This is a genomic window from Nonomuraea dietziae (assembly GCF_014195505.1).
In the GTDB taxonomy this organism is placed as follows: Bacteria; Actinomycetota; Actinomycetes; order Streptosporangiales; family Streptosporangiaceae; genus Nonomuraea; species Nonomuraea roseola.
In genome coordinates, this window is sequence record NZ_JACIBV010000001.1 from 1936076 (window position 1) to 1956125 (window position 20050).

The window sequence follows — 20050 nt, forward strand, 5'->3', positions numbered from 1 at the left end:
GCAGAGGAGAGCCGACCGCTAGAGCGGGGAAGAAGGGCGGCGGTGGATGCTGACCGCGTAGTCCCCGTCGTCGTACGGCCTGCCGTCCCAGGTGGCCAGGCGACGCTCCAGCACCAGCCCCGCGGTCTCGCACCAGGCGTCGTAGTCGGCGAGGGTGACGCTCGGCGGCACCGGCAGGTGCGCGGCGTCCAGCCCGAACCCGGCGACCAGCAGGCCGCCAGGCCTCAGCGTGCGCGCCAGGCGTGAGACGGTGTGCGGCTCGGCGCCCTCGGCCAGCAGCGGGATCACGTTGCCCGCCGCGACGACGAGGTCGAAGGCGTCGTCGAGGTCGAGGTCGGCCAGGTCGGACTCGATCCAGGTGAGGCCGGGGGCCTTGGCGCGGGCGACGTCGAGCATGGAAGGGTCGAGGTCGGCGCCCGTGACGTCGTAGCCCTGCTCGGCCAGCCAGATCGCGACCCTGCCTGTGCCACATCCCGCGTCCAGGACGCGCGAGCCCGGCGGGACGAGCGCGGCGCACAGGCGGGCCTCGCCGTGGACGTCCTTGCCGGTGGCGGCCAGCGCCTCGAACCTGCCGGCGTACTCCTTGCCCGAGGTGCCACCGGTGAGGTCGTTCCATCTGCTCATCTACCGGAGATTACCCGCCATGGTGATCATCGGAGGACGCTCGGCGATCGAGACGTCCCTGGTCGTCACCTTGTGGCCGCTCCCCGCGCGGCTGAACTGCGAGAGCCTGGCGGACGGCTCGTGCAGCGGGATCATCTTGCCCTGCCGTTCGAGGCGGGACCAGACGGCCAGCATGATCTGCCCCGCCATCGCGCCGAGCGCCTCTGTCGACTGCGGTGAGTGCTCGCGCGAGCCGAGGTCGACCTGGGCCAGCGCGTCGAGGCCGGCCATCTCGAGCAGGTCGATCAGCAGCCCGATCTCGACGCCGTAGCCGGTGATGAAGGGGACGCGCTCCAGGGCGGAGCGGCGGCCCGCGTACTCTCCCGCCAGCGGCTGGACGAAGCCGGCCAGCTGTGGCCAGTGCAGGTTGATCAGGGGTCTGGCCACGAGCTCGGTCACCCTGCCGCCGCCGGTGGGGGCGCCGAGGAGCGGCCGGTCGTAGCAGCCCTTCACGTACACGACGGAGGGGTCGTCGAGGAGCGGGCCGAGCAGGCCCGTCACCATGGAGGCGCGGAAGTCCCTGAGGTCGGAGTCGACGAAGACGACCAGCTCGCCCGAGGTCACGGCCAGCGACTTCCACAGCGCCTCGCCCTTGCCGTCGAGCGGCTTGAGCTCCGGCAGGATCTCGTCCTGGGCGTGGACCGCGGCCCCCGCGCGCGCGGCCACCGCGGCCGTGTCGTCGGAGGAGCGGGAGTCGATCACCACGACCTCGTCGACCAGGCCGCGCAGCTCCCGCCTGATCACGCGGATGATCGTGCCGATGGTCGCCCGCTCGTCGCGGGCCGGCAGGACGACGCTGACGGTGGTGGCGCCCTTGCGCTCGAGCAGCGCGTGAAGGGGCCAGTCGTCGGCCGAGGACGTACGGCCGCGCAACCACGCCTCCACCTCAGGCAGCACGAGCCCCTCCCCCGTCGATCTCACCATTCATCAGCTTAGAGTCGCCCGTACGGCCAGCCACCGGAGGGGTGGGGCCCGGAGGGGAAGGCCCGCTACGCCTGGGCGGCGTGACGTTCGAGAAAGGTGTAGACGTCGGCCTCGTCCACGCCGGGGAACGAGCCAGGCGGCAGCGCGGCGAGCACGTGGGAGTTGGCCCGCGCCGACGGCCAGGCGTATCCCTCCCACCGCTGGGCCAGCTCGGTCGGAGGGCGGCGGCAGCAGTCGCCCGTGGGGCAGTTGGAGCGCGTCCTGTTCGTCGTCTCCCTCCCCCTGAACCACCGCGACTCCCTGTACGGCACGCCCAGCGTGATCGCGAAGTCCCGCTCGCGCGAGGGGTCGACGTGCGCGACGCAGAAGTAGGTGCCGGTCGGCGAGTCGGAGTACTGGTAGAAGACCGAGAAGCGGTCGGGCGAGAGGAAGACCTGGCGTCCCGACCACTGCAGGCACATCCGCTGCCCCTCGATGGCGCCCTGCTCGTCGGCGGGGAAGACGATGCCGTCGTTCTCGTAGGCCTTGTAGATGGTGCCGCCGGCGTCGTTGCGGACGAAGTGGCAGACCAGGTCGAGGTGGTGGGTGGCCAGGTTGGTGAAGCGGTGGGCGGCCATCTCGTAGGAGACGGCGTAGACGTCGCGCAGGTCCTCCACCGACAGGGCGCGGTCCTGCTTGGCCTCCTGGAGGAACTGCGCGGCGGTGCGCTCGGGCACCAGGACGGCGGCGGCGAAGTAGTTGGCCTCGGTGCGCTGCTGGAGGAAGTCGGCGAAGTCGCGCGGCTTGTCGTGGCCGAGCGCGAGGTGGCCGAGGGTCTGCAGCAGGATCGTGCGGGGGGAGTGCATGCCGAGCTGTTCGTGCTTGACGTAGATGCGGCGGTTGCGCAGGTCGGTGATGGAGCGGACCGAGCGCGGCAGGTCCTGCACGGTGTGCACGGTGTAGCCGAAGTGGGTGACGAGGGCCTGGACGGTGCTCTGGGACAGCGCGCCCGCCCGGTAGCCGACGGCGGCCAGGGCCTCGGCGGCGGCCTTCTCGATGTCGGGGAAGTAGTTGCCCCGCTCGCGCTGCCTGCGGCGCAGTTCGGCGTTGGCCGCCCTCGCCTCCTCAGGGGTGGCGGTGCCGCGGGCCTGCCTCGCGCGCAGCTCGCCGTACAGGCCGAGGATGTGTTCGAGAACGTCGTTGGGCACGCGGGCGGAGACCTTCAGCCGCGGCAGGCCCAGGCTCGTGTAGATGGGGTCGCGCTGGGCCTCCTCGAGCGCGATCTCCAGCTGGGCGCGTCGGTTGGGGGGCTGGCGGCGCAGCAGCTCCTCGACCGGCACGTTGAGCGCGGTGGCCAGCGACTTCAGCAGCGACAGCTTGGGCTCGCGCTTGCCGTTCTCGAGCAGGGAGAGCTGGCTGGGCGCCCTGCTGACCCGTCCTCCCAGGTCGGAGAGGGTCAGGCCGCGCTGCTTGCGCAGGTGGCGCAGCCTCTGACCGAAGGCGATGAGATCGAGCTCCTGCGTCAAAGACAGCGGTTCTTCGCCGAGCAAGGGGGCCATGTCGGGATCCTAAACGAAAAATCCCCGCATCTTCCAGAGCGCCGCTCGATTGGTCTAGTCCATAGTGAAAACTCGCAATTTCTTCTGCATTGAATACCGGTGAGTATCATCCTGAGGAGAAATTTCACGATTCTTCTGCAAGATCAAGCCTGTTGACTCCTCGATCCCGGGCACAGACTCGGAACAAGCACCCAGGGGACGACAAAGGAGTGAAAAATGAACGATCGCCTCAAGGGAGCCGCTGAGCAGCTGCAGCGCGAGTGGGAGAGCGACGCTCGCTGGCAGGGCACCGAGCGCACCTACACCGCCGAGGACGTCATCCGCCTGCGCGGCAGCGTCCAGGAGGAGCACACCCTTGCCCGCCTCGGCGCCGAGCGCCTGTGGAAGCTGCTGCACACCGAGGACTACGTCCACGCACTCGGCGCGCTGACCGGCAACCAGGCCGTGCAACAGGTGAAGGCGGGGCTGAAGGCGATCTACCTGTCCGGCTGGCAGGTGGCCGCCGACGCCAACCTCGGCGGGCAGACCTACCCCGACCAGTCGCTGTACCCGGCCAACTCGGTTCCCGCCGTCGTGCGCCGCATCAACAACGCGCTGCTGCGCGCCGACCAGATCACCTGGTCGGAGGGGTCCGACGACACCCACTGGCTGGCCCCGATCGTGGCCGACGCCGAAGCCGGCTTCGGCGGCGTGCTGAACGCCTTCGAGCTGATGAAGGGCATGATCGCGGCCGGCGCCGCGGGCGTGCACTGGGAGGACCAGCTCGCCTCGGAGAAGAAGTGCGGCCACCTCGGCGGCAAGGTGCTGATCCCGACAGGCCAGCACATCAAGACCCTCAACGCGGCCCGCCTGGCGGCCGACGTGGCAGGCGTCCCCTCACTGATCATCGCGCGGACCGACGCCCAGGCCGCGACGCTTCTGACCAGCGACGTCGACCCCCGCGACCAGCGCTTCACCACCGGTGACCGTACCGCCGAGGGCTTCTACAGGGTGCGCAACGGCGTCGAGGCCTGCATCGACCGCGGCCTGTCCTACGCCCCCTACTCCGACCTGCTGTGGATGGAGACCTCCACGCCCGACCTGGACGTGGCCCGCGAGTTCGCCGAGGCCGTCAAGGCGAAGTACCCCGACCAGATGCTGGCCTACAACTGCTCGCCCTCCTTCAACTGGAAGCAGCACCTGGACGACTCCACGATCGCCAAGTTCCAGCGCGAGCTCGGGCACATGGGTTACAAGTTCCAGTTCATCACGCTGGCCGGCTTCCACTCGCTGAACTACTCGATGTTCAACCTCGCCCAGGGCTACGCCTCCGACGGCATGACGGCCTACGTGGAGCTGCAGGAGGCCGAGTTCGCCGCCGAGCAGCGCGGCTACACCGCCACCAGGCACCAGCGCGAGGTCGGCACCGGCTACTTCGACCTGGTCAGCACCGCGATCGCGCCCGACTCCTCGACCACCGCGCTCAAGGGCTCCACCGAGGAGGAGCAGTTCGCCCACTGAGACTCGCCGATTCCTCCTAGGGCATGGGAGGGTTCCCCGGCGACAGCCCCGGTTCCGCGCGCCCGCGGAACCGGGGCTTTTCCGCTCTGGGTGATTTCTGGCAGTATCCGCCCTTCAGCGGCCTAGGCTCCCACGAGTGCTCGAACTGCTGAGGGATCGCGTCTATCTCCGGTACTGGCTGGCCGTCGTCGTGTCGTTCCTGGGCGACGCGATCACCAGGGTCACCCTCATCTACGTCGCCGCGACGCTGACCGACGCCCCCGTCGTGCTGATCGCGCTGGTGATCGTCGCCCAGCTGCTGCCTTCGGGCGTGCTCGGCGCCTTCGTGGGACCGGTGACCGACCGGCTGCCCAAGCGGGTGCTGCTGATCGGCTCCGACCTGGCCAGGGTGCTCATCGTGCTGGCGATGATCCCCGCGCTGGGCTCGGCGTGGCTGCTGCTCGTCCTGATCTTCCTCGAGGGCGTCGGCAAGGCCTTCTTCGAGACCGCCCGCATCGCCGCCATCCCCAAGATCGTCGGACGGCACAGCATCCCGTCGGCGGTCGCGCTGTTCCAGAGCACCAGCCACACGATCAACCTGCTCGGACCCGCGCTCGGCGGTCTGCTGGTCGCGGTCGGCAGCGTGCCGGTGGTGCTGATGATCGACGCGGCGACCTTCCTGCTCTCCGCCGCGCTGCTGGGCAGCATGGCCGTGCTGCGCGAGCTGCCGGCAGGGGCGCGCGAGCCGTACTGGGGGGCGCTTCGGGCGGGGGTGCGCGGCGTGCTCGGGGTGGCGTCGCTGCGCAGGCTGGCGGTCTTCCTGGTTCCCGCCATGCTCGTGCTCGGGCTGTTCACCACGAACTTCAACGCCCAGCTGCTGACCGTCTTCGAGCTGCCCGCGCTCTCCTACGGCCTGGCCCAGGCGCTGTTCGGCGGCGGCTCCATCGTCGGCGCCCTGATCGGCCCCGCGCTGCTGCGGCGCTATCCCGACCGCCTGCTGACGGCCTCGATCGTGGTGTTCGGGCTGTCGCTGCTCGCGCTCGCCCCCGTCCAGTGGAGCGGCCACCTGGCGGTGATCGGGCTGTGGTGCCTGCTGACCGGGCTCGGCTCGGGACTGTTCCAGGTGCCCGTCGCCAACACGCTGCTGCGCGACCTGCCCGAGGAGCTGCGCGGGCGCGGCGTGGCCCTGCTCAACGCCGTCATGGTGAACTTCACGATCGCGGGGGTCGTCGCGGGCAGCCTGGTCGCCGAGGTGACCGGCGTCGCCGCCTCCATCGTCTGGTCGGGGGCGCTGCTGGTCTGCGCGGCGGGCGCGCTGTCCCTCCGGTACGGCAAGCACCCCGAAGCCCACCCCGGTCACCGCTGACCGTCCGTCCATCACGCCGCTCCGGCGGCGACGCCCGCCCTCTCAGACGCCGTACAGGTGCGCGCTCACCGTCGGGTCGTTCTCGAGGATGTGGTCGACGGTGTCCCAGTAGGCCACCAGCCAGGGGTGGTCGAGAGCCTCGCCCCTGGAGAGCTTGCGCCCGTACAGCGGGATGTCGGCGGCGAGCCGCGCGGCGCCGACCAGGGAGCAGGCGACGCCGTCATGCCCCTCCACCGGCCCCACCCTGCAGCCGAACGTGACGCGCCCCGCCCCCGGACGGGTGGCGGGCGCGTCCGCGTCCCAGTGGTCGTCCATGATGACGTCGATCCACGCGTCGTGGACGCCGTCATGGTGGTAGCAGGAGGCGAAGTAGATCGCGTAGGCGCCGTTCTCGTTGTTGATGAACCCCGTCACCCGGTCGAACGGGGTCTCGCAGCAGTCGCAGGCGAGAGACTTCACCTGACGATCCGGGTCGATGGCAAGTTCCACGAGCGGCATTATGCCGCCGATCGCGGCGTTCGCCCCATGCTGATCGCGTTCAGGAGGAGCCGGCAGCGACGGCGCCTCCGACCGTGACCGTGGCGCTGTCCTTACCGGACAGGCCGCTGGAGTCGGTCACCGTGACGGTCACGGTGAAGGTGCCCTCGCCGCCGTAGGTGTGGGATGGCGTGGCGCCCGTGCCGACCGCGCCGTCACCGAAGTCCCACGCGAAGGTGAGTTCGGACGAGTCGGGGTCCCTGGCCGAGCCCTGGAAGGTGACGGCCGCCCTCCCCTGCGTGACGTAGGGTCCCCCGGCCTCCGCCCTGGGCGCGAGCGCGGCCGCGATCTGCTCCTCGATCCTGCTGGCGCTCTCCCCCGTCAGCTCGGAGAGGGCCGGCGCGTGCGGGCCCCTGCCGGAGTCGGCGTCGTCGCGGAAGTTGAGGTCGAGGCGCTGCCAGTCGTCGTAGCCCGTGAGCGTCTGGCCCGCGCTGGGGCCACAGCCGGAGATGCCCAGGTTGTTGACGTCCACGGACACCGGATCGGGATCCTGCGCGCCGTCCTCGTCCCAGTCGAGCCCAGCGTTGGCCTGGCCACTGCTCCAGCCACCCGCCCCGCCGTCGGAGCTCCAGTAGGTGATGTTCCGCCCCGCGTCGCCGACGCCGTCCCTCTCCAGCAGGCGCGGCTCCTCGAGCGGCCTGAGCTCCTGGGTGGAGTAGTCGAGCTTGCGTCCTCCGCCGGCCTGCGGGATGTAGCCCGTCTGGAAGGCGTAGCTCATGACGCTGATGTAGTTCGGCTTGCAGTTGACGTCGTTGTCGCCGCCGTGCAGGAGGCCGAGGTTGTGGCCGAGTTCGTGCATGAGCGTGCCCGCCTGCTGCCTCGTGCTGCCCACGTGGTGGGTTCCCTCGTCGTTCAACCCCCACGTGTCCGCGCCCAGCGTCACCAGGATGTCGTCGCCGTGGATCTCGGCCCGCCCTGACGAGGTGCTGCTGTCATGCCGGTGGGCGAAGAGCGCGTAGTGGTAGGCCAGCCGCTTGGCGGCCAGCGCCTTGGGGTTCTGGCGCTGGGCGGCCGTGCCGAACGAGGCGGACTTGACGGCGTCGAAGCCGGCCCAGGTGGTCAGGTCGTCCTGATGGGCGATCTCCTCGTCCTCGTCGATGTGCAGGGTGATGCCGTTGCTGCCGTCCGGGTTGGCCAGCGGGGCGTTCGCGAAGGCGGCGACGACGTCCTGACGGGCCTCGGGCCGCAGCGCGTGCGCGGTCATGTGGTCGAGCTCGAGGTAGATGTCCCTGCGCCGGGGGTCGGCACCCGTGAGCACGAGGTCGGCGACGCCGTCGCCGTCGCCGTCGATCCCCTGGGTCTCCCACGCGTCGAGCAGGCCGTCGCCGTCGGTGTCGGGGCTGATCGTGAGCCTGGTCGTGCAGGAGCCCAGCACGGTGGCGCCCGTGGCCGACGAGGTGATGTCCACGGTGACCTCGGCGGTGCCGAAGGAGGCCGCGGTGGTGGCCAGGTGGGCGTTCGGCTCGGCGCCCTGTCCCGCGCCGACCGTGCGGGTGAGGACGGTGTGCGCGGCGCCGAACAGGTCGTTGGCGCGCATCGCCGCGGTGAAGGTGGCGTCGGCCGCGCCGGTGTTGGCGACACTCACCTCCAGCGCCAGGACCGCGCCCCGGTCGAGCGTCAGGTGTCTGGCGGGAAAGGCGCAGGTCGCCGTGGGCGCCGCGACCGCTGCGGCGGCTTGCGGGAGCTGGGCGCAGGCGAGGGCGAGAGAGAACACCATGGCCAGCCGTACGGCACGGCTGCGATCTGCACGTTTCACACAAAGAGGCTGACCAGCGAAGAAACCCCGGAAACCCACCTGCATCTATGGACACAGAAAACTCGACAGTCCACCTGCGTCACATCAACCGCCTTTGCTGCGGTTCGTTCACTTTCCTGAGCTCGACGGCTGCTCCGTGGCGGACGGTGTGCCCTGGTCGGTCGGTGTGACGCTCACCGAGGGCGACGGTCCCGGCTCCTCGCCGGGCCCCTCCTGCGGAATCGTGGTGATGCCGGAGGAGGGCTGAGGGCAGTCGCGGTTGCCGCGCTTCTTGCCCGCCGGGTTCACGCAGTCGCCTGGGTCGCCGTCGCCGGGCACGTCCGGCGGCCTGCCGTGGTGCTCGGGCCAGGTGACCCTCCGCGTCTCGGTCCTGGCGGGCAGCAACGTGGAAGGGCCGACCGTCCTGGTGTGGGTGACGACGACGGTCGGGGTGACCGAGGGCCCGGCGGGCGGCGGCTGCGCCGTGTCCTCCGTGGGCGTGCCCTGATTGATCGTCGACCTGGCCGTGCCGTTCGGCATGACGTAGGGAGCGCTCTCAGGCGGCTGGGTGGCGCCGTCGAGCCGTACGCCTCCGCCGCCGGCCGCGGCCACCGTCAGCGCCGCGATCGAGACGGTCGCCAGCGCCGCGAAGCTGGCGTGCGACAGGTGGGCGCCTGCCTTGGCGCGGCGGCGGCGCGGCTCGGTCCGCTCGGCCTCGGGCGCCGCCTGCGCCAGGCGCACCCTGCCCGCTCCCGGCGGGTACGGCACCGGCGACCAGATCTCGCCCAGCACCCTGCCGACCGCCGCCCTCAGGTCCCAAGGATCGCCGACCCCGCCCGCGGCCAGCAGCGCGCGCAGCAGGTCGGCCGCCTTGGGCCGCTCGGCCGGATCCTTGGCCAGCGCGGCCTCCACGGCCGGACGCAGCAGCGCGGGCACCCCTTCCACCCGCGGCGCCTCCAGCATGATGCGGCGGGTCAGCACGTCGGGCTCGCCGGTGCCGAACGGGTGGTGGCCGGTGGCGGCGAAGGCGATCAGGCAGCCCCAGGCGAAGACGTCCGAGCCGGGCACCGCGGGCCCGCCGGTCAGCCGTTCGGGCGCCACCCAGCCGGGACTGCCCATGACCTGCCCGGCCTGGGTGTGCACGGCGACGGTGTCGACGTCGCGGGCGATGCCGAAGTCGATGACGCGCGGCCCTTCGGGCGACAGCAGCACGTTGCCCGGTTTGAGGTCACGGTGGACCAGGCCCGCGTCGTGCACCGCGACCAGCGCGGCGGCCACCCCGAGCGCGACGCCGTAGGCGAGGTCGGGGGTGAGAGGGCCGCGAGCCACCACGACCTGGGACAGCGCGGGGCCCTGGATGTACTCGCAGACCAGGTAGGGGCGGTCGCGGTCGGTGCCGTCCTCGATCACCGCGGCGGTGCAGAAGGGCACCACGCGGCGGGAGAACCTCACCTCCTCGGCGAACCTGGCACGGAGCGTGGGGTCGTTGAGGTGGACGGCGTGCGGCGTCTTCAGCGCCACCAGCCCGCCTCGGGGGTGCTCGGCCAGATAGACCACGCCCATGCCACCGGTCCCCAGACGGCCGAGCAACAGGTACCTGCCGATGATCACCGGGTCGCCCACCGTCAGCGGCCGCACGCCTGCCGGCATACCGCTCGATCCACGTGCCATCCGGGACCTCGCCTCTCCTGCTTAGGGGCACAGTCACTGCACACTGTGTCCGGGCAGGGTGAGGCTTTTCTCCGGGAGTGTCACAAGGGGTATCGCAGGTAAGGCGAATCTTCCCCCGAAGTTAGTAAACGCTGTGATATGAGGGATGTGGCGGGTCTGGTGTGACCGCTGGGGCGTCAGGCCGTCAGAGCCGCCGACTCCTCCGCCTCGACCTGGCGGTTCCAGTCCTTCTTGACCGAGCGCCAGCCCTCGTCGTCGACGCCCAGGCGCCAGTAGCCCGAGATCGACAGCTGGTCGAGCGGGATCTCCTTCTCCACCCGCAGGAAGCGGCGCAGCTCCTTGACGCACGCGGCCTCGCCGTGGACGAAGGCGTGCACCCTGCCCGAGGGGAAGTCCAGCCCGCGCACCGCCTCGACGAGCCTGTCGCCCCTAGGCCCGCCCTGCCTGTGCACGTAGACGACGGGCACGTCCAGCTTCTGCTCCTCCTCGGGGCCCTCGACCTCGATGAAGACCCGCGCGGTCGCGCCGCTCGGCAGCGCCTCCAGCGAGGCGGCGATCGCCGGTAGCGCGCTCTCGTCGCCGGCGAGCAGGTGCCAGTCAGCGTCGGGGCTCGGCGCGTAGCCGCCGCCGGGGCCCAGCAGGTACAGCTCGTCACCGGGACGCGCCGCCTCGGCCCACGGCCCGGCCAGGCCCTCGTCGCCGTGCACCACGAAGTCGATCGTCAACTCCCGAGCGGCCGGATCCCACACGCGCACGGTGTAGGTGCGCAGCCTGGGCCAGTGCTCGCGCGGCATGCTCTCCCTGCAGCCCGCCATGGTGAAGGGCGTCGGGAGGTCCACGCCCTCGCAGGGGAAGACCAGCTTCACGTAGTGGTCGGTCAGCCCCTCGGTGGCGAACCGCGCCAGCCCCTCGCCGCCGAACACCACGCGGACCATGTGCGGCGTGAGCCGCTCCGTGCGCAGCACGACACCACGATGTTCCGTCATCGAACCCCTCCAGCGTAGTTAGGTCTGCCTAACCTACAACTGGAACGTCACGCGGCGAGCGAAGATTCCGCCCCTGGGTTCTCGACCGCGGCCAGAAAGCGGGCCATGTGCCGGTAGACCAGGCGCGCCTCCGGCAGGAGATCGGCCAGGATCGCGAAGACGTGCGGCATCCTCGGCCACTCCTCGTAGGTCACGGGCACACCCGCCTCACGGGCGCGCAGGGCGACCCTGCGGTCCTCGTCGCGCAGCACCTCGGTGGAGCCTGTGACGATCATCAGCGGCGGCAGCCCCGTGTAGTCGCCGTAGACGGGCGAGACGAGCGGATCTCGCGGGTCCAGGCCGGAGGTCCACCGCTTGGCCAGCCACTCCACCCTGCCCGCGGGCAGCATCGGATCCATCCAGCGGTTGGCCCTGCGCGGGGTGTCGCTCAGATCGGCCCACGGTGACAGGCAGATGGCGGCGGCCGGCAGCGGAAGGTTCCTGTCACGCAGCGCGAGCAGGGTCGCCAGCGTGAGGTGGCCGCCCGCCGAGTCGCCCGCGAACAGGATGTCGCCCGGCTCGTGACCGCGCTCGATCAGCTCCCCGTAGGCGTCGAGGGCGTCCTGCAGCGACTCGGCGAGCGAGTGGATCGGGCCCTGCCGGTAGTCGAGGGCGAAGACGGGCCGCCGCGCGACCACCGACAGCCGCCAGGTGATCGGCCGGTGGGTGGCGGGAGAGCCGCTGAAGTACCCGCCGCCGTGGAAGTAGAGCAGCACCTTGCGCTCGTCGAGCCCATGGCCGGCGCGGACCCACTCGCCCGAGCGATGAGGAACGATGCTCACGTGCCCCGGCTGGCGCATCGGGACCAGCCTGATGATTTCGCCGAGCCTGGAGCAGGCCGTGATGGCCAGGGGGTGACGCAGAAGCAGGCTGGAGGCCGGCTTCAGCGTGCCGCGGAGCAGGCCGTTGAGCGCCCTGCACTGCCAGCTGAACGGATAGTCGGGACAGACGTCCAGGTCGATCTCAGACCGCACAACTGAAGAATTCCCTCTAGAGGATCGTTCTACCGGCAAGTAAGCAACTCCTATATTTTCGGTATATGTCGGTGGTGCTGTGAGATCCTTTCCGCCAGGCGCCCCCTGCCGGGAAAGCCGGGGATCGAACCGCACCATCGCGTCGCCGGCCGCCGGCGCGCCCGGCGATCTCGCCGTCGAGGGCCACCACCGTCGCGCGGGGCGGCGACCCTACGACGCCGTCCCGATCCTCTGCCCTGGCATCGCCGCTCTTCACGCCCGCTTCGGCAGGGCGCTCCTGCGGCCGGCGACGAACGGCGGGCCCCGGGCGTGCCGGCCCGCGCCCGCCGTCGGCGTGGCGGGCGGCCCCAGCGACGACTGAGCCCGGCAGGACGGCGAAGGCGATCGACGGCACCCGGTCAGGTCCGCGCCCGGTTTATCGCCTTGCCGACCGCTGATCCTTGAGCCGATAATTACCGCTCCACCACCCGTGCCCCGACCCGGCCACGGGCTGTCGCCATGCCATCACTCACCGGAGGTGACGCACCATTTCCCTCTACGCCCGGCTCGTCCGGTACGGCTTCCGCAAACACGCCACCTACGTGTGGGCCGCGGTGGCCGGAGCGTTCACCAACAGCGTCTTCGGCATCCTGCGCGCCTACGTCCTGATCGCCCTCTGGCAGGCCAGACCCGGCCTGGCCGGCTACGACGTGATCGACGCCGTCACGTTCTGCTTCATCACCCAGGCCTTCATCGGCCCGATGCAGCTGTTCGGCGGCGGCCTGACCATCCCCGAACGCATCCGCAGCGGCGACATCGCCCTCGACCTCGTCCGCCCCGCCTCCCTCCAGGCCTGCTCCCTCGCCGAGGACCTGGGCAGGGCCGCCTACCTGCTCCTCGTGCGCGGCATCCCGCCGACGATGCTCGGCGCACTGATGTTCGGCATCGTCTTCCCCACAGGCGCGGGGCAGTGGGCCGCCTTCCTGGCCAGCTTCCTGCTCGCCGTCCTGGTCAGCTTCGCCTGGCGCTACCTCGTGGCGCTGTCGGTGTGCTGGCTGACCGACGACAGGGGCATCGCCACCGTGTCGCTGGTGCTGACGACCTTCTTCAGCGGCATGATGGTGCCACTGTCGATCTTCCCCGGCTGGCTCGGCGACCTCGCCTCCGCGCTCCCCTGGGCCGCGATGGTGCAGGTGCCGGCCGACGTCTACCTCGGCAAGGCCGACCTCGCCGACGCGCTCGCCTTCCAGGCGCTGTGGGCGGCCGTCCTGCTCGGGCTCGGCGCGCTCGCCACCCACGCGATCAGGCACAAGGTGGTGATCCAGGGTGGTTAGGACCTACGCCCTGCTCGCCTGGACCTGGACCCGCGCGGCGGCGGCCTATCCCGTCTCCTTCGCGCTCATGGTCGTCTTCGGCTTCGCGCTGGCGGCCGTGGACGTCGGGGTGATCCTCGTCGTCTTCGCCAACACCACCTCCCTGGCCGGGTTCACCCGCCCCGAGGTCCTCTTCCTGTACGGCGCGGCCAACATCGCCTTCTCCTCCGTGGACATGTGCGTCGGCAACATCGACAGGATCAGCCAGCACATCAAGGCCGGCACCTTCGACGCCTTCCTCATCAGGCCCGCCTCCACCTGGGTGCAGACCACCGTCGACAGGTTCACCCCCACCAGGATCGGGCGGGTGCTCCAGGCCGTGATCGTGCTGGGCGTGGCGATGGCCGAACTCGACGTGCCGTGGCAGCGCGTCTGGATGGTCCCCGTCATGATCGCTACCGCCATGGTCATCTTCGCCTCGCTCTGGACCCTGGCGGGGGCGCTGCAGTTCGTGGTCACCGACGCGCCCGAGGTGTGCAACGCCTTCACCTACGGCGGCGGCCAGCTCAGCCAGTACCCGTTCAGCGTCTACGGCCGCGACCTGGTGCGAGGGGTCACCTACGTGGTGCCGCTCGCCTTCATCAACTGGCAGCCGGGCCTGTACGTCCTGGGCAGGGACGACCCGTTCGGCACGCCCGGGTTCCTGCGCTTCGCCGGGCCTCTCGCCGCCCTCCTTCTCGCGCTGCTGGCCGCCCTCGCCTGGCGCCAGGGCGTTCGCCGCTACCGATCGACGGGGAGTTAGCATGATCGAACTGGACCGGGCTGGACGCTCGTTCAAGGTCAAGCGCGCGCTCGTGCACGCCGTACGGGATCTGTCGTTCAGGGTCGAGCCTGGAGAGTTCGTCGGCTACCTCGGCCCCAACGGGGCGGGCAAGTCGACCACGATCAAGATGCTCTGCGGCATCCTCACCCCCACCTCGGGGCGGGTGCGTGTGGCGGGGCTCGACCCCTCGAGGAGGCGCACGACGCTGGCCAGGAGGATCGGCGTGGTGTTCGGGCAGCGCACGACGCTGTGGTGGGATCTGCCGCTCAAGGACAGCTTCGAACTGATCCGGCTCCTTTACAAAGTAGATCGCAAGGTGTTCCGTGAACGGCTCGACGAGCTGGTGGAGACCCTCGACCTGGCGGAGTTCCTGCGCACGCCGGTGCGCCAGCTCAGCCTGGGCCAGCGCATGCGCGGCGATCTGACGGCCGCGCTGCTGCACGCGCCCGACGTGCTCGTGCTCGACGAGCCGACGATCGGGCTGGACGTGATCAGCAAGAACAGCATCCGCGCGTTCCTCCTGCGAGTGAACGCCGAGCGCGGCACCACCGTCCTGCTCACGACACACGACCTGGGTGACATCGAGCGGCTGTGCAGGCGGGTGATGGTCATCGACCACGGGCGGCTGGCCTTCGACGGCTCGCTCGAGCAGCTGATGGCCACCTCGCCTGAGGAGACGATCGAGGAGGTGGTGACCAGGCTCTACACCCGCGCGGGTCAGTAGTAACTGCCCTCCTGGGCCTCCTCGTAGTCGTCGTCCAGGTCGTCGTGCCTGCGCGACCAGCGGGAGGGCATCAGGACGGGCAGGAACATCAGCACGCCGAGCAGGGCGTAGACGCCGGTGGTCAGCAGCGTCACGTTGCCCGCGCCCGCCTCCAGCACCACCTGGTGCATCGAGGGCTCGTCGGGAATGAACGACAGCGCCCTGTTCACGTCGAGCGCGTAGACGACCGTCCAGGCCAGCAGGACCATCGACGGCACGAACGTGGCCAGCGGCGAGACCCTGCCCACGACCACCAGCCCGAGCACCAGGCCGACCACCGCCATGGCGGCGAGGGCGATCCACAGGCGCGTGCCCGTGACGGGCGCGGCCGTGCCCGGCGCGACCGTCAGTGCCTGCTGGGCTGCCCAGCCGCCCCCGACCAGCAGGGCGCCGGTCACGATCACGCCGAGAAGCAATCCAGCGAAATGCCGCAAATTCCTCACCTCAGCCCTGACCCTAGCCACAAAGCAGACACTTCTTCCAGGCATTGAACACAGCTGTATGGGCCCCGTGAGAACATACGGGCACCCATGCGCGCCAACCTTCCACTCCGGCTCACGCGAGCGGCCGCCTTCTCGGCCGTCTGCGTGCTGCTGGCAGCGCTCGGTCACCTGGTGGCCGGCGGTGACGGGCCCCCGCTGTGGGCGCTCGGGCTGGGCGGCGGCACGGTCATGGCGCTCGCGCTGGCGCTGTCGGGCAGGGAGCGCTCGACCTCGACGATCAACCTCATGCTCCTGGGGCTGCAGGCGGGGCTGCACGAGCTGTTCGCCCCCGAAGGCGGCGGCGCGGTCCTCACCCTCGCCCACGGGCACGGCACCGGCCTGGGCTCGGCGCTCGGCGCCGGCCTCGGCTCCAGGCTCGGTGAAGACCTGGGCATGCTGCTCGCCCACCTGACGGCGACACTGATCACCGGCTGGTGGCTGGCGCGCGGCGAGGCCGCGCTCTGGTCGCTGCTGCGCCGCCTCGGCCACCGGCTGGTCGGCCTGCTCCCCGCGCCCGCCACGATCTCGATCCGGCAGGCGCCGGTCCGCGCGATCCCCCGCGTCGCAGGCCGCCGCGCCGTCCTTCGCCACATCGTCAGCAGACGCGGTCCTCCACTTCCCGCTGTCTGACGCCTCTTCCCTTCCTTCGTCCTTCAAGTGGAGTTTCCGCATGTCCACCTTCCGTCGTACGGCCGGCGTGCTCGCCGCCGCCACCGCCCTCTCCCTCGGCCTGGCCATCCCCGCTCTCGCCCACGTCACCATCAACCCGGGCAGCGCCGAGCAGGGCGGGTTCACCAAGGTCGCCTTCCGCGTGCCGAACGAGCGCGACAACGCCTCGACCACCAAGATCGAGGTCTCCTTCCCCGTCGACCATCCGCTGGCCTTCGTCTCGGTGAAGCCGGTGCCGGGCTGGGAGGTCAAGGTCACCGAGGGCAAGCTGCCCAAGCCGGTGAAGACCGAGTACGGCGACCTGACCGAGGCGGTCACCAAGGTCGTCTGGTCGGGCGGGGAGATCAAGCCGGGCCAGTTCCAGGAGTTCGAGGTGTCGATGGGCCAGCTGCCGACCGACACCACGCAGCTGCTCTTCCCCACCACCCAGACCTACTCGGGCGGCGAGGTCGTGCAGTGGGACGACGAGCCCAAGGCCGACGGCAGCGAGGCGGAGAAGCCCGCTCCGCTGCTCAAGCTCACACCCGCCTCGGGCGACGGTGCGCACGGCACGGCCTCCGCGTCGCCGTCCGCCGCGAGTGGCGAGGCCACCCCGGCCGGCACCGGAGGCGTTCCCTCGGTGGCGCCGGTGGCGGCGTCGGGCTCGTCCTCCGACGGCACCGCCAGGCTGCTGGGCGGGGCCGGGCTGGTCGTCGGCGTCATCGGCGTGGTGATCGGCTTCATGGGCCTGCGCCGCCGCTCGGCCTGACGTCCTGCGGGGGCCCGTGAACGCATGGGCCCCCGAGGCGCGCGACGACGGCTCACGAAGACGGCGCGCGAAGACGGCGCGCGAAGACGGCTCACGAGGACGGCTCATGAACCAGGAAACCCCGGCCCACGGCCGCGTGAGGCCGTGAAGCCGGGGATCCCCGTGGGCGGTCGCGGCGCGGCGGCCTCAGGAGGTGATGTCCTTGCTGGTGAAGCGGGCCCAGGCGAGGGAGCCGAACAGCAGGATGTAGGCGCCGAAGGCCAGCAGTCCCGAGCTCAGGTCGTCGAAGGCGATGGGGTCGCGCAGCACGGCGTCGAAGTCGCCCCACCAGTTGGGCAGCAGATACGGCTGCACCACGTCGAGCTGGGGGATCACCCTGAGCACCTGGGTGGAGATGACCAGCACCACGGTGGCGGCGATCGCGCCGATCGGCGCCTCGGTCAGCGTCGACAGCGCCAGCGCGACGGCGGCCAGCGCGGCCATGCCCGCCGTCACGTAGCCGATGACGATCAGCATCCGCAGCAGGGCGTCGCCGAGCGGGATCGCCACGCCCGACAGCAGCGTCACAGGCCCTGCGGGGAACAGGATCAGGCCGGTGACCAGCGCGGCCAGCGACACGGCCGAGGCGACGGCCAGGCAGAACAGCACGGCGTTGACGTACTTCACCGCCAGCAGCCTCGTCCGGCCGGCCGGAGCGGCCAGCAGGTAGCGCAGCGTGCCCGCGCTCGCCTCGCCCGCCACCGAGTCGGCGGCCACGACGGCGACGGCGACCGGCATGAGCAGCGGTACCAGCGCCGACAGCGAGATGAAACTCAGGAAGAAGCCGTTGCCCGTCACCTGCTGGATCAGGCCGCCGGGTCCGTCGGCCAGGTCGTCGCCCATGAGGCGCAGCACCACGCCGAGAATGACGGGAACGACCGCGAGGACGGCGAGCATGGCCAGGTTGCGCGGCCTGCGGAAGGTCAGGCTCAGCTCCGAGCCGAGCATGCGCAGGAAGGCGCTAACCGGTCCGGTCCCGCCGTCCTGCGTGGGGACCGGTAGGGCCGGCGGTCCCTGCAGGGCGATCCGGCCCGGCAGGTCGGCGCGCGGCCCGACCTCGGCGGTGAGCCTTGACTCGGCCACCGGCACCAGCCCCGGAATCCGCCGCGGCCCGCCGCCGCGCGGCGGCTCACCGGCCTCCACGTCGCGAACCTCAGGCTCAACCTTCGACATCGAAACCCTCCCCGGTCAGCCCGACGAACACCTCTTCCAGGCTCGGCCGTACGACCGACAGGCCTCGGACCGCCACGCCCGCCTCGACCAGCGAGGCGTTGAGCCGTTCGGTGGCGTGCCCGCCGAGGTCGGCGCTCACCTCATGGCCGTCGTGCGCGACGGCCGACAGGCCGAGCCCGCGCAGGACCCTGGCCGCGTCGGCCCCGTCGGGCGTCTCGACCCTGACGCGCGGGGCGCGACCGCCGTTCAGCGAGGCGATGGTCCCCTGCGCGACCAGCCTGCCGGCTCGCATGATGGCCGCGTGCGTGCACATGTGCTCGACCTCGCCCAGCAGGTGCGAGGAGACGAACACGGTGGTGCCGTCGGCGGCGATCTCCTTCACCAGCGAGCGCACCTCCCTGGTGCCCTGCGGGTCGAGCCCGTTGGTCGGCTCGTCGAGGATGAGCAGCTCGCGCGGGCCGAGCAGGGCGGCGGCGATGGCCAGGCGCTGGCGCATGCCGAGCGAGTAGTGCCGGTAGCGCTTGGCCGCGGCGGCCGACAGCCCGACCCTGTCGAGCGCCGCCGCGACCCTTGTCCTGGCCGTACGGCGCGGCGCGGTGGGATCGGCCGCGTCGTAGCGCATCAGGTTGGCCTCACCCGACAGGTAGGGGTAGAAGGCGGGCCCCTCGACCAGCGCTCCGACCCTGGGCAGCGGCACCACCGAGTAGCTGCCCGAGGTGGGCGTGACCAGGCCGAGCAGCATGCGGATGGTGGTGGTCTTGCCCGACCCGTTGGGGCCGAGGAAGCCGTAGACCGAGCCTCGCGGCACGGCCAGGTCGAGGGCGTCGACGGCGACCTGGCCCCCCTTGAAGCGTTTGGTGAGCCCCTCGGTGACGATCGCGTCGTCCCCCGCGGGCGGGGACGCCCCTGAGGGCGCCCCTGCTTCCAGCGTCACACTCACTTGGCGCCTGCCGCCTTCGTGAGCTCCTCGGGGGTGACCGCGCCGACCAGGAGGCGGCCGTCGTCGGTGAACAGGGCGCTGACCAGCTTGGTCCTGATCAGCTTGCCGCTGCCCCACGCGCCGCTCACCGGGGTGGCCGAGCGCAGGACGGTGTCGAGCGCGGCGGCGGCTTCCTGGCCCTGCCCCTGCCCCTCGCTCCGCCCCTGGGCGGGAGCCGCGGGGGTCTTCGGCGTGGGCAGGACCGCGACCGTGGTCCAGCCGGCGCCGACGGTCTTGACCTCGCCCTCGGCGAAGTCGTGCTTCTCCTCGTCCTTCGAGAAGCCGAGCGTCTTCTCCTCGACCTTGGCCCCGGCGGGCGGGGTGAAGGCGAAGTTCTCGGGCGCCGGAGCCGAGAAGGTGACCTGGGTGAAGCCGACCTCGAAGGCGGGCTCGGCCGAGCCCTTGGCGTACACCTGGACCCTCAGCGGGACGTAGGTCTCGCCGTCGAGCGCCAGCCGTACGTCCTGCACCAGCGAGCCCGCCTCCTTGGGCGCCAGCACCAGCTCGTAGGCCGGGCGGCCGGCGACCTGGGTGTTGCTGGTGACGCTGACCACGCTGTGCTCGCCGACCTTGGACAGCAGCTGCTCGGCGGCCTGCTGCGGGGTCATCGAGGGCCCGGTCGGGGCCGCGGTGTGCGTCTTCTCGGCGCCGGGCGCGATCTTGACCCGGGTGGCGGTGTTGGACTGGCTGTCCCACACCCAGGTCTGGTCGCCGTTCACGATGACGTTGGTCTCGTTCATCGGCCCGGGGACGGCCAGCCTGAACTGGTCGCGCGAGCCGTACCAGACCTTGGCCTCATGGGATCCGGACAGCAGGGCGATCGGGGATCCTGCCGACGCGGTCTGCGGGAGGGCGGGAAGGCCGAGGGAGGCGGTCTCCAGGACGGTCCCCGACATCGGGGGCAGTCCGTCCTTCTGCACCGCGGCCGCCGCCTCCGCCAGCAGCTGCTGAGCCGAGCGCTCCGGCAGGACCGGGTCTCCGCTGACCGCGGCGATCACCGGCCCCGCGCCTATCGCGGCGCCGATGACGGCCACGGCCGCCATCGGGACTCCCCACCTCACGAGCTTGCCTCTGGACATCTCACTCCTTCACGGTATTGCTTACCTCTCAACAGTGCGTGAAGTGTCCTGTGGCGACCCTGAGACGAGCTGAGAGGGCTCTCAGCGCTGA

General features: G+C 71.1%; 19 protein-coding genes. 7 read left to right on the top strand and 12 right to left on the bottom strand.

Features of this window, described 5'->3' with window-relative positions; all coding sequences use genetic code 11:
• Positions 1-18 precede the first annotated feature (18 nt).
• The 3 genes from FHR33_RS09415 to FHR33_RS09425 form a co-directional block, all read right to left on the bottom strand.
• Entirely contained in the window at positions 19-624 is a 606-nt protein-coding gene (locus tag FHR33_RS09415; RefSeq protein ID WP_183645574.1) for a class I SAM-dependent methyltransferase, read from the bottom strand.
• The gene (locus tag FHR33_RS09420; RefSeq protein WP_312895434.1) at positions 625-1560 is read right to left on the bottom strand and encodes a glucosyl-3-phosphoglycerate synthase; all 936 of its coding nucleotides are present in this window, start codon (positions 1558-1560) and stop codon (positions 625-627) included.
• Positions 1561-1652: 92 nt separating this feature from the next.
• A complete protein-coding gene (locus FHR33_RS09425) occupies positions 1653-3125 on the bottom strand; it encodes a helix-turn-helix domain-containing protein (RefSeq protein ID WP_376773120.1) in 1473 nt (490 codons plus the stop codon).
• Positions 3126-3341: 216 nt separating this feature from the next.
• Between FHR33_RS09425 and aceA the strand changes: the two genes are divergently transcribed.
• Together aceA and FHR33_RS09435 are read left to right on the top strand one after the other, a co-directional pair.
• Positions 3342-4625, top strand: a complete 1284-nt coding sequence (aceA, locus tag FHR33_RS09430; protein ID WP_183645576.1) for an isocitrate lyase — start codon at positions 3342-3344, stop codon at positions 4623-4625.
• A gap of 136 nt (positions 4626-4761) precedes the next feature.
• Positions 4762-5970 (top strand): MFS transporter, encoded by a 1209-nt coding sequence (locus FHR33_RS09435; protein WP_183645577.1) that lies wholly within the window; start codon positions 4762-4764, stop codon positions 5968-5970.
• A 42-nt stretch (positions 5971-6012) separates the two neighbouring features.
• Here FHR33_RS09435 and FHR33_RS09440 read toward each other — a convergent pair whose 3' ends face one another.
• From FHR33_RS09440 to FHR33_RS09460, 5 genes are all read right to left on the bottom strand, one after another.
• On the bottom strand, positions 6013-6468 hold the full coding sequence (locus tag FHR33_RS09440; protein WP_221241030.1) for a hypothetical protein: 456 nt from the start codon (positions 6466-6468) through the stop codon (positions 6013-6015).
• A 40-nt stretch (positions 6469-6508) separates the two neighbouring features.
• Positions 6509-8263, bottom strand: coding sequence for a PKD domain-containing protein (locus tag FHR33_RS09445; protein WP_183645579.1), 1755 nt, complete (start codon positions 8261-8263; stop codon positions 6509-6511).
• A gap of 108 nt (positions 8264-8371) precedes the next feature.
• Positions 8372-9892, bottom strand: coding sequence for a serine/threonine-protein kinase (locus FHR33_RS09450; RefSeq protein WP_183645580.1), 1521 nt, complete (start codon positions 9890-9892; stop codon positions 8372-8374).
• Between the two features lie 197 nt (positions 9893-10089).
• Complete coding sequence (locus FHR33_RS09455; protein ID WP_183645581.1) at positions 10090-10899, bottom strand: siderophore-interacting protein; 810 nt, start codon at positions 10897-10899, stop codon at positions 10090-10092.
• Positions 10900-10946: 47 nt separating this feature from the next.
• A complete protein-coding gene (locus FHR33_RS09460; protein WP_183645582.1) occupies positions 10947-11912 on the bottom strand; it encodes an alpha/beta hydrolase in 966 nt (321 codons plus the stop codon).
• 581 nt (positions 11913-12493) lie between these two features.
• Between FHR33_RS09460 and FHR33_RS09465 the strand changes: the two genes are divergently transcribed.
• From FHR33_RS09465 to FHR33_RS09475, 3 genes are read left to right on the top strand one after another with little or no spacing between them, the layout of a single operon-like run.
• Positions 12494-13225, top strand: a complete 732-nt coding sequence (locus tag FHR33_RS09465) for an ABC transporter permease (protein ID WP_312895435.1) — start codon at positions 12494-12496, stop codon at positions 13223-13225.
• Entirely contained in the window at positions 13218-14006 is a 789-nt protein-coding gene (locus tag FHR33_RS09470) for an ABC transporter permease (protein WP_183645583.1), read from the top strand. Before FHR33_RS09465 ends, FHR33_RS09470 begins: the two co-directional genes overlap by 8 nt.
• A gap of 1 nt (position 14007) precedes the next feature.
• Complete coding sequence (locus tag FHR33_RS09475; RefSeq protein WP_183645584.1) at positions 14008-14751, top strand: ABC transporter ATP-binding protein; 744 nt, start codon at positions 14008-14010, stop codon at positions 14749-14751.
• Here FHR33_RS09475 and FHR33_RS09480 read toward each other — a convergent pair.
• Positions 14745-15224 carry a hypothetical protein gene (locus tag FHR33_RS09480; protein WP_183645585.1) on the bottom strand — a complete coding sequence of 160 codons (480 nt, stop codon included), beginning with the start codon at positions 15222-15224 and terminating at the stop codon, positions 14745-14747. The two genes, FHR33_RS09475 and FHR33_RS09480, sit on opposite strands and share 7 nt — an antisense overlap.
• 96 nt (positions 15225-15320) lie before the next feature.
• On the opposite strand from FHR33_RS09480, the gene FHR33_RS09485 reads away from it, so the two are divergent.
• Together FHR33_RS09485 and FHR33_RS09490 are read left to right on the top strand one after the other, a co-directional pair.
• Positions 15321-15902 (top strand): MFS transporter, encoded by a 582-nt coding sequence (locus FHR33_RS09485; protein ID WP_183645586.1) that lies wholly within the window; start codon positions 15321-15323, stop codon positions 15900-15902.
• A gap of 40 nt (positions 15903-15942) precedes the next feature.
• Complete coding sequence (locus FHR33_RS09490; protein WP_183645587.1) at positions 15943-16689, top strand: YcnI family copper-binding membrane protein; 747 nt, start codon at positions 15943-15945, stop codon at positions 16687-16689.
• A gap of 186 nt (positions 16690-16875) precedes the next feature.
• On the opposite strand, the gene FHR33_RS09495 is transcribed toward FHR33_RS09490, so the two are convergent.
• From FHR33_RS09495 to FHR33_RS09505, 3 genes are read right to left on the bottom strand one after another with little or no spacing between them, the layout of a single operon-like run.
• A complete protein-coding gene (locus tag FHR33_RS09495; RefSeq protein WP_183645588.1) occupies positions 16876-17901 on the bottom strand; it encodes a DUF2705 family protein in 1026 nt (341 codons plus the stop codon).
• A complete protein-coding gene (locus FHR33_RS09500; RefSeq protein ID WP_183645589.1) occupies positions 17888-18841 on the bottom strand; it encodes an ABC transporter ATP-binding protein in 954 nt (317 codons plus the stop codon). The genes FHR33_RS09495 and FHR33_RS09500 overlap by 14 nt, the downstream gene beginning before the upstream one ends.
• The gene (locus tag FHR33_RS09505) at positions 18838-19959 is read right to left on the bottom strand and encodes a LolA family protein (protein WP_183645590.1); all 1122 of its coding nucleotides are present in this window, start codon (positions 19957-19959) and stop codon (positions 18838-18840) included. The genes FHR33_RS09500 and FHR33_RS09505 overlap by 4 nt, the downstream gene beginning before the upstream one ends.
• Between the last annotated feature and the right edge of the window lie 91 nt (positions 19960-20050).